The organism is Neopararhizobium haloflavum, assembly GCF_002750855.1.
GTDB classification, from domain to species: Bacteria; Pseudomonadota; Alphaproteobacteria; order Rhizobiales; family Rhizobiaceae; genus Georhizobium; species Georhizobium haloflavum.
In genome coordinates this window covers 54,125-68,406 of sequence record NZ_NWUC01000007.1, presented here as the reverse complement: position 1 = coordinate 68,406, position 14,282 = coordinate 54,125, and the positions used below count along the sequence as shown (strand labels likewise).

Sequence of the window (14,282 nt, the reverse complement as noted above, 5' to 3'; positions counted from 1 at the left end):
TCTTACGCCGGACCGTTGGTGAGCTCCTTGCCGGGGTTCTGATGCCGCTCGACACCTATCCCTTTACCAAGTGGGGGATACGCCTTGGGGGAAATCAGGGTATCGGCGATCAGGATAGGTGACTATTCATTTTCAGTGCCGTCGCCATGCATGAAAACATTCAGTTACGTGTCGCAAAACCCAGATCAAGTTCGCCCGCTTTGAGTGGCAGGTAAAAATCCTGGTAGTAGTTCGCTTCGCCATTGGGCGCGAGCGCCACAACATTGAGGACCGGTACGATACCTCCCGTGCCGTTTTCGACATACTTAGTGACATGGGGCGGGGGGGCTTCGAAGCGCAATCGCTGGCGCATGCGATGAAACGGGATGCCGTGTTCCATCGAAAGCATGCGCTTGAAATTGAGTCCATTGAGCTGAGCGAGTTCGATCTCCGCAAACTCGGGAAAACGTTCTTCTAGCGCATAGAACTCCGAATAGATGTCGATGCGCTGATCGACAGTGAAAATTCGATCGATCTTTACGACTTGGGCACCGCGCTGGCGGAGAGGCTCAGACCACGTTCCTGCCCGGCCTGTGAGTTGACGGTCCAGCACGCGGGTCTCCACGGGATAATAGCCGCCACCCTCGATCTCGGGATCGACGTATCGTATATGCCACGGGTCATCGATCTTTGCCCGCATGTCGGCCACGACAGATCCACTGCCGCGGCGCCGTTCTATCAGCCCGGCTTGCGACAGAGCACGTAGTGCTCGCTGCACCGTTCCGAGACTGCATGGTGTGCTCTGGGCGAGTTCCATCTCCGTGGGCAAGCGCATGCCAGCTTTCCAGAAACCGTCTGCGATCGAATCGGCAAAGGCTTTTTGCAGCCGCTCATGCTTCGACAGTTCGTCGCTTTCCGGCCAGTAGCGTCGGACAAATTCTCCCGACAATTCCCGTGCCGCGTCTCCCCCTGCCATGGTCAGTCCACTCCTGATCGTTGTCCTGTCGCGAACTATCACATGAGCGGCTTGACCACACAAGATTGCTATGGTGTTATTACGATATAGTAATTGGTCGATCGGGAGGATCGGCTGTTTTGGGAGGAGCCGATGAAGATCGCATTTCTTGCTGGTTTCGCTGTTGCCGTCGCAGCAGTGACCGCGCATTCGGCCGAAAGGCTGTCGCTTTCGACCTGGGGAAGTCCGCAGCACTATCAGGTGGAAGAGTTTGTTCCGCTTTTCGAAGAGAAGCTAACAGAGAAAACGGATGGCGAGATCCGGCTGCGTACGTTCGAGGCCGGCGAAATGGTCAAACAACAGTTTGTCTCCAACGCCGTCCCGCAAGGCAGTGTCGATATATCTCTTACGACGCTCGACAACTGGTCTGGCCGCATACCCGACGTTGGCATTCTAACGACGCCGCTGTGGGACAAGTCGATGGAGTGGACCCTTGAGAATGTGAAGCCGGGTAAGCCTGTGTTCGATTATTTCGACGCAAAGCTCCGCGAAGAAGGGGCCGTTCTGCTCGCCATGTTCGACATCGGCCCGCCCGTCCTGTCAGCTAACTTTGAAGTAACGGGGCCCGAGAGTTTCGAAGGAAAAGCGATCCGCGTTTTCTCCAAAGGATCCGGAGAAGCTGTACAGGCTCTCGGTGCGGCACCGACGATCATGGGCGTCGGGGACGTGTACTCCGGACTGCAGCGCGGGACCGTGCAAGGCGCCCTTGGGGGGTTAGGGGGTGCCGTTGGCCTGAAGCACTACGAGGTCACGGAAAGCATGTTCGCCCCCAATGGAGTAATGGGGGGACTCATTCACGCCTATGTCATGAACAAGGATCGGTTTGAAGCTCTTTCCCCGGACCTGCAGGCAGCGTTGATGGAAGCGGCAACCGAGGCGCGCGACCACATGCAGCAATTTGCCATTGATGACCTTTCGAAGCTTCTCGATGAGGTCGAGGCGCATGGCAATCAGGTGACGGTTCTCGATCCTGGCAGCGATCTGTGGGATGCGTTCGCATCGACGCTGGAGCCCCTCTCGGCTGCCGCGAAGGAAGCCTATTCGGAAGAAGTGCAGGCGATCATCGCCGCCGAGTAGTCGGTCTTATGGACGAGCCGTCGGCCGGCTCGTCCAGCCCCTTCAACTTAACTCTCCAGACAACCCCGGAGTTATTCGGCCATGGTATCGCTTGCGCGTCTCATCGGTAAGGCCATGACGTTCGTATCGATCGCGCTGATGATCGTGCTCAGTTTGCCGATCGCCTATGAAGCCATAGCGCGTTCCTTTGGCGCGCCCACCATCTGGGTCTTTGAAACGACGCTATATGCATTCGTTTTTCTGGGTTTTCTCGGCAACGTGCTGGCAGTTCAGACTGGGGCGCATTTTCGGGTGACCCTTCTGCCTGACATCTTCCACGAGACACGTTGGCTCTTCGACCTAATTGCTCAGCTAGCCACGCTGGCCTTCGCAGCGTTGCTGATTGGCGCCGGCATCTACTTCGTCTGGTACCAGCTCCAGAACGAGATTGTTTCGGCGACACTTCTCGAGGTTCCGCTTTGGATTCCCGGACTCGCCATGCCGCTCGGCGGGATTGGTCTGTTCCTTCAGACACTCGTTCAGATGATCACCGGCGAGATCGTCGCTGATGCGCATCTGGTTTCAGGGGATTGAGCCGATGATCGAGGACTTTCTCTTCAACTATATCGGCTATATCGGGATCGCGCTTCTTTTCCTCTTTATGGCGCTCTCCGTGCCGGTTTTCGTTTCGATGGGCCTTGCGGCATTTGTCGCGGCGTTGATGATCGAGGACCCGTTTCATGCGCTGCGAAACTTTATCAACACGTCATGGCAGGGCGCATCCATATTCGAGCTTGTAGCTCTTCCGCTCTTCATTTTTACCGGCACGATCATGCAGCGCACGGATGCCGGGCGCGATCTGTTCCAGGTGACGAAAGCGTGGGCAGGCTCGATTCCCAATTCACTGGGCGTAGCAACTATAATCGCTTGCGGCATTTTCGCGGCGATATCCGGGTCCTCAGTGGCAACCGCTGCGACTGTCGGCTTGGTTGCGATCCCGCTTCTACTTGAAGAGAAATATGGCAAGGCCCGTGCTGGCGGCTTTGTCGCCGGTGGCGGGACGTTAGGGATCATCATACCGCCGTCCATCCCATTGATTCTCTACGGCGTCATCACCGAGACATCGATTGGTCAGCTCTTTATCGGCGGCGTTGTTCCTGGCATCATCATGATGACCCTCTTTGGTATCTATGTCTGCTTCTCGCGTCCGCGGGTCAAAGTGGCTCACGCGATGCCAATGGACGAGAAGCTGCGTATCACTCTGCGTTCGCTCGGAGTGGTCCTGCTGCCGGTCGTAATCATCGCCGCTATTTACACGGGCATTTTTACTCCAACAGAAGTCGGCGCTCTTTCTGTCATATACGTGATCGCACTCGGGCTGGCGCAAAAGCGACTGTCGCTTGCCAAGATTTACAACGCCGCGCTGGTCGCGACGGCGACGACGACCATGCTCTTCATGTTGATCGTTTTTGGCCAGTACTTTGCGCATTTCCTGACATTCGAGCAGGTACCCCAAGCGATCGCCAGCGCGATCATAGAAAACGCCAGCGGCTTCTATGCCGTCACCTTGATGATTCTCGCTTACATCGTGCTCGGCATGTTCCTTGAGAGCGCGGCCATGTTGCTGATCTCGATTCCGATTTTCTTTCCGGTCGCGATGGAACTTGGGATGGATCCCATCGCCTTCGGGATATTTGCCGCGATCGCCATGGAGATTGCGCAGATATCACCGCCGATCGGCGTCAATCTCTTCACCATACACGGCATCTCCAAAATCGATCTTTGGACCTTGGCGCGCGGGGCGCTGCCATTCCTGCTCATCCAGATCGCCATGCTCTACGCGGTCTATTTCTTCCCGGAGATCGTTACTTGGCTGCCCAACCAGATGAAATGATTGCGACCATCAAGAAGGTGCTTCAATGAAACTCAATGACGAAGAACAGGCGATGCTGGCCGGTGACCTTGGTCCCGCTCGGCAATGGGCCATGGACCACCAGATCAAGGTGGGTCGCCTATTTGATGCGGAGGATCTTGTTCCCGTCTCCCAAGCCCACATGATGGGCGATCCTGAAGCGGTAGGAATAGGCGGCGCGGAGTTTCTCGAAAACCTTGCTGCCCAGGGTGCCGTCGTTGAGATACCCACTATAACAGATCCACGCGGCGTCGATCTCAATCATTATAGTCCCATCGGTCAGACCGAGGAGATGGCAACATTGGAGCGGCGCATCATTGCCGCGCTTGGCCGCATGGGCGTCATGATGACCGACACATGCATCAACTACCAGACGATCATGCCGCCCATTCGCGGAGAGCACGTGGCATTCGGCGATACCGGTGTTGTCATTTACGCCAACTCCGCATGCGGCGCGCGCTCCAATTTTGAGGGTGGCCCCTCCGCACTTGCGGCGGGCCTGACCGGCCGAACGCCCCGCTATGGCCTGCACCTCGATGAAAATCGACGTGCGACCCGGCGTTTCGTCGTCAGTGAGCAACCTCGAGGTCTGACGGACTGGGGCGTCCTTGGCGCAGTGGCCGGAAAGACGGCGGGTTCTTATTGGGAAGTGCCGGTAATCGAGGGCCTTGAGGTGATGCCGACCTCTGACGAGATGAAGCATCTGGGTGCGGCGATGGCGAGCTATGGTTCGACGCCGCTCTTTCATCTGGTGGGTATCACTCCCGAGGCGCCTACCATCGCAGCGTGCGGCGGCGGCCGGCTGACACCGGAGAAACTCACAAATGAGATGATGGGTGCCATGCGTTCGCGCTTTGGCGGCAAGGGCGACAAGCTCGACGTGGTAGTCTTCGCAGCTCCCCAGCTCAGCCTCGTCGAAATGCGCCGGCTGGCCGAACTCAGCGCGGGGGCAAGCTTCTCGGTGCCAGTGCTCATCTGCACCGCGCCACAGGTCTATCCGGACGCGATCCGGATGGGATTTGTCGAAAAGATCGAGACGGCAGGGGGCAAGGTGCTTGTCGGCACGTGTTTCTACAACGGCTTCGCTCGGGAGATCGGCGAAGCCAATGGGTGGACCCGTCTGCTGAGTAACTCTGCCAAGATCGTGAACATTCTCGGCGGCTATGGTTACCAGCCGGCGCTGGCGAGTATGGAAGATTGTATTGCCGCTGCAATCAAGGGGGAGGTCGCCTGATGAAGACGCTCAAATGCCATGTTGGAATGGGCGAGAAGGTTGAGGCAGACGCGTTGGTCGCGAAGGACAATTTCTCTGCGCGATACGATCTCGACAGGATCAAGGGCGTGTTTTCCAGGCCAGACCACGCACTCGCCGGTGAAAGCTACCATGGAAAGGTTTTGGTCTTCGACACCGCGAAGGGTGGGGTCGCGTCCGCCTGGATGCTGCACGAAATGAAGGAGCGCGGGCTGTTTCCGGCGGCGATCCTGTTCAATCGCGCCAACACCATTCTTGCGCAGGGCGCAGCATTAGCAAACTTATCCATGTGCGATCGTTTCGACGACGGCGATGTGACCGACCTCATCAGGACTGGCGACCGATTGATCGTCGATCCATCGGTTGGAGAGGTTACCATCCTACGCAGCGGTTGATGCACCTGTCGATGACTTGTTAACTGGTGAGCTGAAGACAGGAGCCGTTCTCAAACAGGCAGTCTTTGCCAAGGTATCTTCTGTAAATACCGCGTGTCATGGGTTTCGATCATCGGCCAGTAGACGCGTCACGCATTGGAGCGCCATCCCACCCACGATCAAGCGTGCTAAACTGGCCAAGCTGCAGCCAACGCTTGAAGCCCGTCGTTATTGATTGACAAGCGCTCAAGCGGCGACTTTACTAAACCGAGTAGTAAAGTCGGAGGGTGAAGTGCAGCCAGCTATCCGATTTGACCGGATCGGTCTCGATCTCGGCGGCGTGGCCATCTACGACGACATTTCGTTCGCGGTGGAGAAAGGTGAGTTCGTTTGCCTTCTCGGTCCGTCAGGATGCGGCAAGTCGACGGCGCTTCGCTTGATGGGGGACCTTTTGCCCCTGCAGCGCGGCACGATCGAGATATCCGGGCTACCGCCAGAGCGCAGTTGGGACCAGATCGCATTCATCTTCCAACAACCGCGGCTGCTGCCTTGGCGGGACGCGCTGTCGAACGCCGCGTTCGGCCTTGAGCTGCGGCATCCCAGCATGCCCAAAAATGAACGGGAGGACCGGGCGCGACGCCAGATGGAAAGGGTCGGTCTCGGGCGGGACCTTCACAAGATGCCAGTGATGCTGTCAGGCGGCGAAAAGCAACGCGTTTCCATCGCTCGCGCTCTTGCGCTCGATCCCGATATCATCCTGATGGATGAACCGTTTTCGGCCCTCGACCCGAACACTCGCGTCCGGTTGCGTGACCAGATTCTTGAGCTGTGGACGGGATCGGGCAAGACCGTCGTCTTCGTCACGCACGACATGGACGAGGCGCTCTATTTGGCGGACCGCATCGTTGTGTTCTCTAACAAGCCGGGCCGTATCCAGGCAGTCCTTGGTGTCGATCATCCACGTCCGCGTGAGGTCCTGGTCGACCGGGCACTCCTTGCAAGACGCAACGAACTGATCGCCCTGTTCGATGAACTCGGTGAAGCCAAGATCTGAAACACACATAAAGGGGAACGGAACCATGAAACGAACTGCACTGGCATTTCTGGCGGCCTTCGTGTTGAGCCCGGCACACGCGCAGGAGCGTACCGTTACATTCGGCTATCTTGCCGATCCGAGCCACGAGGCGGCGCTCTACGCAATGCGCGAAGGTCTGGTGACATCCGACACGATCGAGGTGGAGGCGCAGCCTCTCGACATTCCTGCGTTGATCCAGGCGACGGCGGCACGGACCTATGACGTCATTGAAACGGCCGCGATGGCCATTCCTCGCGGCAATGCGCGCGGCCTCGAACTGGAAATCATTGGCGTTGGTCTGCGCTACCACGAATCCGGTCAGGGCGCCGACATCTGGGTCGACGCCGACAGCGACATCGAAAGCATCGAGGACCTGGAAGGACGCCGCCTTGCGGTTTACTCGATAGGTTCTGCGGGCATCACGCTCATCCGTATCGCCATGGCCAACGCCTGGGACTTCGATGTCGCGACGACGGGAGGCAGCGTCGAGTTCGTTGAGATGCCTGCTCCTGCGATGCCGGCGGCGCTTGCCTCCGGCAATGTCGATGCAGCAACGCTCATTCACGCCCAAGCCTATGAGGCGATGCAGACCGGTGATTTCCGCTCCATCGCCAAGGCCGGCGAGGCCCTGACGGAAGAATTCGGCGTACGCATGGTGTCCGCCGTGCTTGCGGGCTATTCCGACAAGTTGGCGGCGGACCCGGAAGTCTATCAGGAGTTCCTGCGCCTTGTCAGGGCCTCCGTCGACTATGCGCTCGAAAACCCTGACGAGGTCTTCGCAGCCGTCGGCGAGCAGGAAGGGATTGACCCTCAGTTCTTCGAAACCTGGTTCTCATCCTTTTCGAGCATTCCTGTTCTTGTTTCTGATCAGGACATCGAAGCCATCGACATTCTATGGCGCGAAGCAAAAGAACTCGGCGTCCTCGAAGAAGAGGTCGAACCGGCAGAAGACGCCGTCTGGGCAGACACAGTGCGCGAAACGGAATAGCGGTGGCAATCTCCACCAGTCAGATGCCCGTCGCCCGAACGCGGCGGCGGGGCAAGTGGGTCGCGCATGGCTTCAGTCTCGCGGCTCTCGGCCTCTGGTGGCTCTACAGTCAGACCGTTCCCGCCTACCAGCTTCCGGGACCGGGGCTGGTCGCCGCTGGCATGTGGGAGATTGTGACAACCGCCACGCTACGCCGCCAGTTGATGATGTCGTTCTTTCATGTCGTATCGTCGATCGGGTTGGCTTTCGTGATCGGCCTTGCACTTGCCATGGCTGCGCAGTCCCTGTGGCCGTTGCGACGCCTGATCGACGGGCGGATCACACCATTCCTCAATGCGTTCTCGGGCATTGGTTGGCTGTTCCTGTCGATACTCTGGTTTGGTGTGAATTCAACGACTGTGATCTTCGCCGTCACGATGATCCTCATTCCGTTTTCGGTCATCAACATTCGCACCGGCCTGATAGAACTGGACGGCGAGATCAGGGAACTGGGCAGAAGTCTCACACGCAATCGCTGGATGCACTTTCGCTTGCTCACGCTGCCGATGTTGGCACCTTACTTCTTCGCCACACTGAGGACATCGTTCGGTGTGGCGTGGAAGGTTGTTCTGACGGCCGAATTGTTCGGCGGCAACGCGGGCATTGGCTACCAGTTGAACGTCGCCAGGCAGGAGTTCGACACCGAGATAATCTTCGCGATTATCGCCTTCATCATCGCCTTCGTCTATCTCGTGGAAGTCACCGTGTTCGCTCCGATGCAGCGCCGGATCGCTCGGAGGTTCTCGCGTGACTGAACAGCCGCTGAGCCGCTACCAGAGCTTGATCGGATGGGGCGTCGCCGACGTCTCGGTGATCTTCATGATCGTCGCTTGGTGGTTCTTCGCCCAGGGCCTGCCGGCATTTGTGATGCCGACGCCCGATGCCGTCTTTTGGAAGCTCGTCGCTTTCGTCAGCGACCCGCGACTTTTCGACCATGTCGTCATCAGTTTCTTGCGGATCGGTGCCGCCGTCACGATCGCCATGACGATCGCCATGGCCCTGGCGCTTCTGACAAGGGCGTTCCCCATCCTCGACGAGACCGTAGAACGGCGGCTTCTGACGTTTCTCAATAGCTTTCCCTCAGTGGGTTGGGCGATCCTCGCGGTCATCTGGTTCGGTATCTCCAACCTGACCGTCATCTTCATCCAGGTGGCGATCGTGCTGCCGTTCTGTCTGATCGGCATCCTGTCCGGCCTCAAGCAGGCGGATGTGGAGCTCACGGAAATGGGTCGGAGTTTCACGCGTTCGCGGCGGCTCATGTTCATGAAAGTGACGCTGCCGCTGATGATGCCCTTCTTCATCGCGTCCTTGCGGATCGCCTACGGAATTGCCTGGAAGGTGGCGCTGGTGTCCGAACTGTTCGGGGCGTCGTCTGGACTCGGATATCTGTTGATGCAGGGCCAGATCCGGGCCGATGCCGCGCTCGTCTTTGCCTGCTGCCTAGCGATCGTCCTGATTTTCGGCACGGTCGATGCGCTGTTACTGCGGCCGCTGGCGCGCCAATATTCGTTCAACAAGGGAGAGTGACCATGAGCGACATCAAGACCGATTTGATCGGGTCGGCGCCAAGGATCTGTGTCGATCACGCCGGCTCTGGAGAATTGCTGCTTTTGATGCACGGCATCGGAGGCAACCGCACCAACTGGGCCGAGCAGATCTCTCAACTGGCCCGTCATTTCCATGTCGTCGCCTGGGATGCGCGCGGTTACGGAGGATCGGACGATTATGACGGGCCACTGGAGTTTTCGGACTACACCCACGACGTCATTCGGGTTCTCGATCATTTCGGCGCGGCAAAGGCCCATATCGCGGGCCTCTCGATGGGTGGGCGGATCGCAATGGATCTGGCAGAGAAATACCCCGATCGTATTCTGTCGCTGACGCTAATCGACACGCATCCAGGGTTTGGCCATCTCTCGGAAGAAAAGAAGGCGGAGTTTATACGGCTTCGCAAAGAACCGCTCATGAACGGGATGGAACCCAAAGATATCGCCGGACCGGTGGCCAAAACGCTTATCGGCCCAAAGGCGTCCGAAGCCGCCTATCAACGTCTTGTCGAAAGCATGACCGCTCTCCACAAGGAGAGTTACATAAAGTCGATCGAGGCCACCGTTCGCTCACCCAATCATGAAAGGCTTGAGGATATCCGCGTTCCCACACATGTGATCGTCGGCGAAGACGACCGGCTGACGCCGCCCGATATTGGCAGGCATATCGCGGACCGCATCACCGGAGCCGAACTCACCATCATCCCCAATGCGGGACACCTGGTGAACATCGAGCAGCCCGAAGCATTCAATGCGGCCATGTTGTCCTTTCTGAAGCCGCGCCGCTTTAAGACCCTCAGCGACGGCGTTCGAAGTGGCTGAGGGTACTGCCATGAAGGCACCAAGGGCGGCCCGGAGCCGGATCCGGGAGGCCGCCATCCATCTCTTCGTCAATCACGGTTACGCCGGCGTATCGGTGGACGAGATCGCGCGCGCGGCGAACGTTTCCAAGCCGACCATCTACAGTCACTTCGGCGGGAAGGAAGAGCTTTTCGTCTTCCTACTTAAAGACGTCTGCGACCGGCTTCTGGCGCCGCTCGCAGGTCCCGGTCGGGACGGTGACGTCTATGAAACCCTGATCGATCATGCGCGCGCCTATGCGCGAGCCGTCCTGCAACCGGACATCGTCGCGATGCACCGTCTCTTCACCGCCGAGGCGCGCCGGTTTCCCGAACTGGGCCGACGCTATTTCGCGGCAGGTCCGGAAGTGGCGCATGAGGGGCTGGCCATCTACTTCGCCCGTTTGCGGGAGCGCGGCGTTCTGAAAATCGATGATCCGAAACTGGCGGCTGAACAATTTTCGGGCATGGTCCTATCACCCCTGCGCCTCAAACTGCTCTTCGGCTGCCTTGATAGCGTCGATGACGACGAGATCGAACGGCAGGTCGAGCAGGCTGTAAGGATTTTTCTTCAAGGGACGAGGTCGGGTGGGTAGCTCTTTCCGGCGCGGCGAGACGTCGATTAGGGGCGTACTTCACCGTTCGCTGGATAGGCGGGTGATCTGCGAATTGCGGTTTCTGGAGCGAAATTGGCCTTTCGCTATCGAAGCCGCACCCCTTCCTTTCCATCACACCCTGCTGATCCGAACCATGGCGGCATACCGGACTTGTTCTCTTGGACGGGTCTAGGTCAATGAAATATCTGCGTGCGTTCTCGTTACGACCGAATAGAGGAAAGACGCGTTTCACGAAGCGCTCTTTCCAACAGTTCGGACCAATAGGCCACCGATCCGTCAGACGAAAGGAGGTCATTGCGAATCTCGAACTCAACGCAGGGAAGGCCGTTATTTTCCCCGTGGACGGGAATGGCGTAGTCGCTTTCGTCGCTGACCGCATAGGGCTCGTTGATGCCTATGATATGGTCGGAGTTCGCTTTCAGCCATTCGGCGATGGCAGGCGCGAACCGGCGATCGCGATTGAAGAGGACTCCGATCTCCCACGGTCGAGTACGACCCTGGAATACCGGTGTGAAGGTATGTATTGTCACGAGATTGGTTTTCCGACCCGCAGATTTTCGTCGCCCCAATGCCTGTGAAACAGCGTTATGAAATGGCCAGAATATCTCGTCGGCCCTCTTTTGGCGCTGTGCGGCTGTAAGATCGACATTGGCGGGCACGATCGTATCCTCACTGCGCTCAGGCGTGAAGGACGGCACATCCGGCCGCCGGTTGCAGTCGCAGACGAGGCGGGAATACCGCTGCATGTAAAGTGGGCAACCCAGTCGTTGGGACAGTGCGACCGCCAGTTGGCGTGCGCCGATGTCCCACGCGATATGGCGCCGCCGGTCATCTTCACCCAGTCCCATATCGCCGAGCGCACCGGGAATCATCCGCCCCGCGTGCTCGCAAATCAAAAAGAAGTCAGACTGCGCCTCACGGTACAGGATTTCAGTTGGATCCGGATCGCCTTCTTGCAAAAGGGTGCCAATGGCTCTGTCCTGCGACACATCGCGCCTCCTCAATAAATGTATCAAACCGTACAAATGAACCAATTCATTTACAATATGTATCTTTTGGTTGACGTCGAAACGACCAGCCGCCTATCTTCTTCGGCACGATAGGAGTTTCGCATTGCAGGCAGACGCCGCACCCAAGTTGGAGATCAACGACCTCAGCAAGCGCTTCGGTGGTTTGCTGGCCGTGGATCGCTACAACCTGGTTCTTCGGCAGGCTGATCTTGTCGGGCTGATCGGACCGAATGGCGCCGGCAAGACGACAGCGTTCAATCTTGCAACTGGGATCCTTCGACCAACGGCCGGCCGGATTCGGATTGCCGGACGCGACCTTACCGGCGCGCGGCCTCACGTCATCGCGAAAGCGGGACTCGCTCGGACCTTCCAGAACATCCGTCTTTTCGCCGATCTGACGGTGGCGGAAAACATCATGTGCGGCGGACATGCCCGGCATGCTGCGGGAACCGTTTCGACGCTGCTCCAACTCCCAAGTTTCTGGCGAGCGGAGCAAACGCTGCGCAACGAGGCCTATCGGCTGATCGAAAGCTTGGACTTGGGAGCGCTTGCCGCTCGCCGGGCCGGCGATCTTTCCTATGGCGATCAGCGCCGTGTGGAAATCGGCCGGGCCTTGGCGACCCAACCGGATGTTCTGTTGCTCGACGAGCCGGCTGCCGGCCTCAATCCCTCGGAAACGTCTGAACTCATGGCGTTTATTCGCAAGGTGAACGAGACCCTTGGCATCGCCATTCTGGTGGTCGAGCACGACATGAGCCTGATCATGGGCCTTTGCCAACGTCTGCAAGTACTCAATCGCGGGGCGCTCATTTTTGAAGGCGCGCCTCAGCAGGCGCAAACGAACGAAGCTGTCATCGAGGCTTACCTCGGCACTAGGCGCAGGGCGAAGGCCAATGCTTGAGGTTCGAGAGCTCAACGTGTTCCGCGGCGCGACCCATGTGATCAAGAACGTGTCATTCAATGTGGAAGAGGGGCAGATTGCAGCGCTCATCGGTGCAAATGGCGCAGGAAAATCAACAACTTTGCTGACGCTGTCCGGACTTTTGAGACCAAGAAGCGGAACGGCAGTCTTCCGACCCGACGCGCAAGAAGTGGACCTGACATCTGCGCCTTCAGAAAAGATCGTTCGAGCTGGTCTGATCCACTGCCCGGAGGGACGGCAGATCTTCCATTCGATGACGGTGCGCGAAAACCTCGAGATGGGCGCCTATGCCCAACTCGACCAGAAACTTGTATCAAAGACGACCGCGGAGGTGCTGGAGCTTTTCCCAATTCTGGCCGAACGGTCTGGCGGTATGGCGGGGTCGCTTTCGGGAGGGGAGCAGATGATGCTCGCGCTCGGGCGCGCGCTGCTCGCTCAGCCGAAGCTTTTGCTGCTTGACGAACCGTCGCTGGGTCTTGCGCCTCTGGTGATCGAACGTATTTTCGACGTGATCGCTGAACTCAGGCGGCGAGGCGTTACTATTCTGCTGATTGAACAGAACGCAGCCATGGCACTTGATCTCGCCGATACCGCCTTCGTCATGGAAACCGGCTCGATTGTGCTGTCCGGCAGCGGCGCGGATCTGGCGCTGAATGACAAGGTGCGCCAATCCTATCTGGGGGGAGCGGCATGACGCAGTACGTCTTTCAGCAGGTCATCAACGGTCTGGCGCTGGGTAGCCTCTACGCACTGCTCGCCATCGGATTCTCGATGATCTACGGCATCGTCCGGCTCATCAATTTCGCCCATGGCGATCTTGTGATGATCGGGGGCTTTGCAACGCTTGCCCTCGTGTCCGCCGGTGTTCCCTGGCCGGTGATCTTGGTGTTCGTCCTTTGTGTGGGAGCCATGGCGGGCATTGCGATCGAGACGGTCGTTTTCCGGCCGATGCGCGGCGCCGATCAGGTCACAGGCTTCATCGCGACACTTGCCGTTTCCATCGCCATTCAGAACAGCACGTTGATGGCTCTATCTGGCCAGCCGCGAAACTTCTCTTTCCCTGCCTTCATGCGACAGCGGATCGACATTGCAGGGTCGAGTGCATCTCTGACGGATCTAACGATCATCGGATTAACTCTTTTGCTGATCGGTGGTCTGTTCCTGATCGTCTACCGGACCAAAATGGGCCAAGCGATGCGCGCGACAGCTGAAAACCTGACTGCGGCCAGGCTGATGGGCGTGGCGGTCAATCGGACGATCATGACGGCGTTCGCCATCGGCAGCGCGCTTGCCGCGGTCGCAGGGCTCTTCTGGGGCGGCAAATTCGGGCAGATCGACCCGTTGATGGGCTTCGAGCCAGGCTTGAAGGCGTTCGTGGCCTGCGTTATCGGGGGTGTCGGCTCTATAGGCGGCGCCATGCTCGGCGGCTACATTCTCGGATTGGCCGAGATCCTGTTTGTGGGCCTTCTGCCCCAAGAATATTCGGGCTACCGCGACACGTTCGTGTTCCTCCTCCTTATCGTAATCTTGCTCGTGCGCCCCTCAGGACTTTTTATCCGTCAAACCGAGGAGCGGGCCTGAGATGATTCCTGATGCCTCGAGTACGAGTGTCGAAGCGTGGTCAAGGCCCCGTGCACCGCAATGGAGCTTCATTGCC

Annotated in this window: 16 protein-coding genes; 14 read left to right on the top strand and 2 right to left on the bottom strand. The window is 58.3% G+C overall.

What is annotated here, in order from left to right:
- Positions 1-160: 160 nt before the first annotated feature.
- Positions 161-955, bottom strand: a complete 795-nt coding sequence (locus tag CN673_RS15390; protein ID WP_198586016.1) for a GntR family transcriptional regulator — start codon at positions 953-955, stop codon at positions 161-163.
- Between the two features lie 132 nt (positions 956-1,087).
- Here CN673_RS15390 and CN673_RS15385 point away from each other — a divergent pair, with 132 nt between their 5' ends.
- From CN673_RS15385 to CN673_RS15335, 11 genes are all read left to right on the top strand, one after another.
- Positions 1,088-2,071 (top strand): TRAP transporter substrate-binding protein, encoded by a 984-nt coding sequence (locus tag CN673_RS15385; RefSeq protein WP_099867277.1) that lies wholly within the window; start codon positions 1,088-1,090, stop codon positions 2,069-2,071.
- An 81-nt stretch (positions 2,072-2,152) separates the two neighbouring features.
- On the top strand, positions 2,153-2,644 hold the full coding sequence (locus tag CN673_RS15380) for a TRAP transporter small permease (protein ID WP_099867276.1): 492 nt from the start codon (positions 2,153-2,155) through the stop codon (positions 2,642-2,644).
- Positions 2,619-3,944 (top strand): TRAP transporter large permease, encoded by a 1,326-nt coding sequence (locus CN673_RS15375; RefSeq protein ID WP_245409939.1) that lies wholly within the window; start codon positions 2,619-2,621, stop codon positions 3,942-3,944. The genes CN673_RS15380 and CN673_RS15375 overlap by 26 nt, the downstream gene beginning before the upstream one ends.
- A 25-nt stretch (positions 3,945-3,969) precedes the next feature.
- Positions 3,970-5,196 (top strand): aconitase X, encoded by a 1,227-nt coding sequence (locus tag CN673_RS15370; RefSeq protein WP_099867275.1) that lies wholly within the window; start codon positions 3,970-3,972, stop codon positions 5,194-5,196.
- Positions 5,196-5,609 carry an aconitase X swivel domain-containing protein gene (locus CN673_RS15365; protein ID WP_099867274.1) on the top strand — a complete coding sequence of 138 codons (414 nt, stop codon included), beginning with the start codon at positions 5,196-5,198 and terminating at the stop codon, positions 5,607-5,609. The genes CN673_RS15370 and CN673_RS15365 overlap by 1 nt, the downstream gene beginning before the upstream one ends.
- 271 nt (positions 5,610-5,880) lie before the next feature.
- The gene (locus CN673_RS15360; RefSeq protein WP_157928918.1) at positions 5,881-6,642 is read left to right on the top strand and encodes an ABC transporter ATP-binding protein; all 762 of its coding nucleotides are present in this window, start codon (positions 5,881-5,883) and stop codon (positions 6,640-6,642) included.
- Between the two features lie 25 nt (positions 6,643-6,667).
- Positions 6,668-7,651: an ABC transporter substrate-binding protein gene (locus CN673_RS15355; RefSeq protein ID WP_157928917.1), complete on the top strand. Its 984-nt coding sequence runs from the start codon at positions 6,668-6,670 to the stop codon at positions 7,649-7,651.
- Positions 7,652-7,653: 2 nt separating this feature from the next.
- Positions 7,654-8,445 carry an ABC transporter permease gene (locus CN673_RS15350; protein WP_157928916.1) on the top strand — a complete coding sequence of 264 codons (792 nt, stop codon included), beginning with the start codon at positions 7,654-7,656 and terminating at the stop codon, positions 8,443-8,445.
- On the top strand, positions 8,438-9,217 hold the full coding sequence (locus tag CN673_RS15345; RefSeq protein ID WP_099867270.1) for an ABC transporter permease: 780 nt from the start codon (positions 8,438-8,440) through the stop codon (positions 9,215-9,217). The genes CN673_RS15350 and CN673_RS15345 overlap by 8 nt, the downstream gene beginning before the upstream one ends.
- Before the next feature lie 2 nt (positions 9,218-9,219).
- Positions 9,220-10,059: an alpha/beta fold hydrolase gene (locus CN673_RS15340; protein ID WP_198586015.1), complete on the top strand. Its 840-nt coding sequence runs from the start codon at positions 9,220-9,222 to the stop codon at positions 10,057-10,059.
- 10 nt (positions 10,060-10,069) lie between these two features.
- Positions 10,070-10,672 (top strand): TetR/AcrR family transcriptional regulator, encoded by a 603-nt coding sequence (locus CN673_RS15335; RefSeq protein ID WP_099867269.1) that lies wholly within the window; start codon positions 10,070-10,072, stop codon positions 10,670-10,672.
- Between the two features lie 221 nt (positions 10,673-10,893).
- Here the strand turns inward: CN673_RS15335 and CN673_RS15330 are convergent, their stop codons facing one another.
- Positions 10,894-11,682 carry an N-formylglutamate amidohydrolase gene (locus CN673_RS15330; protein WP_157928915.1) on the bottom strand — a complete coding sequence of 263 codons (789 nt, stop codon included), beginning with the start codon at positions 11,680-11,682 and terminating at the stop codon, positions 10,894-10,896.
- Between the two features lie 124 nt (positions 11,683-11,806).
- Here CN673_RS15330 and CN673_RS15325 point away from each other — a divergent pair, with 124 nt between their 5' ends.
- Genes CN673_RS15325 through CN673_RS15315 form a run of 3 tightly spaced genes read left to right on the top strand, consistent with a single transcriptional unit; the run spans position 11,807 to position 14,206 of the window.
- The gene (locus CN673_RS15325; protein ID WP_245409938.1) at positions 11,807-12,604 is read left to right on the top strand and encodes an ABC transporter ATP-binding protein; all 798 of its coding nucleotides are present in this window, start codon (positions 11,807-11,809) and stop codon (positions 12,602-12,604) included.
- A 16-nt stretch (positions 12,605-12,620) separates the two neighbouring features.
- A complete protein-coding gene (locus tag CN673_RS15320) occupies positions 12,621-13,319 on the top strand; it encodes an ABC transporter ATP-binding protein (RefSeq protein WP_245409937.1) in 699 nt (232 codons plus the stop codon).
- Positions 13,316-14,206: a branched-chain amino acid ABC transporter permease gene (locus tag CN673_RS15315; protein WP_099867265.1), complete on the top strand. Its 891-nt coding sequence runs from the start codon at positions 13,316-13,318 to the stop codon at positions 14,204-14,206. Before CN673_RS15320 ends, CN673_RS15315 begins: the two co-directional genes overlap by 4 nt.
- Positions 14,207-14,282: the final 76 nt, after the last annotated feature.

Coding starts and splice junctions, on each gene's coding strand:
- CN673_RS15375 (WP_245409939.1), top strand. CDS start 2,619: ATGCGCATCTGGTTTCAGGGGATTGAGCCGATGATCGAGGACTTTCTC.
- CN673_RS15380 (WP_099867276.1), top strand. CDS start 2,153: ATGGTATCGCTTGCGCGTCTCATCGGTAAGGCCATGACGTTCGTATCG.
- CN673_RS15370 (WP_099867275.1), top strand. CDS start 3,970: ATGAAACTCAATGACGAAGAACAGGCGATGCTGGCCGGTGACCTTGGT.
- CN673_RS15365 (WP_099867274.1), top strand. CDS start 5,196: ATGAAGACGCTCAAATGCCATGTTGGAATGGGCGAGAAGGTTGAGGCA.
- CN673_RS15390 (WP_198586016.1), bottom strand. CDS start 955: ATGGCAGGGGGAGACGCGGCACGGGAATTGTCGGGAGAATTTGTCCGA.
- CN673_RS15385 (WP_099867277.1), top strand. CDS start 1,088: ATGAAGATCGCATTTCTTGCTGGTTTCGCTGTTGCCGTCGCAGCAGTG.
- CN673_RS15340 (WP_198586015.1), top strand. CDS start 9,220: ATGAGCGACATCAAGACCGATTTGATCGGGTCGGCGCCAAGGATCTGT.
- CN673_RS15315 (WP_099867265.1), top strand. CDS start 13,316: ATGACGCAGTACGTCTTTCAGCAGGTCATCAACGGTCTGGCGCTGGGT.
- CN673_RS15335 (WP_099867269.1), top strand. CDS start 10,070: ATGAAGGCACCAAGGGCGGCCCGGAGCCGGATCCGGGAGGCCGCCATC.
- CN673_RS15355 (WP_157928917.1), top strand. CDS start 6,668: ATGAAACGAACTGCACTGGCATTTCTGGCGGCCTTCGTGTTGAGCCCG.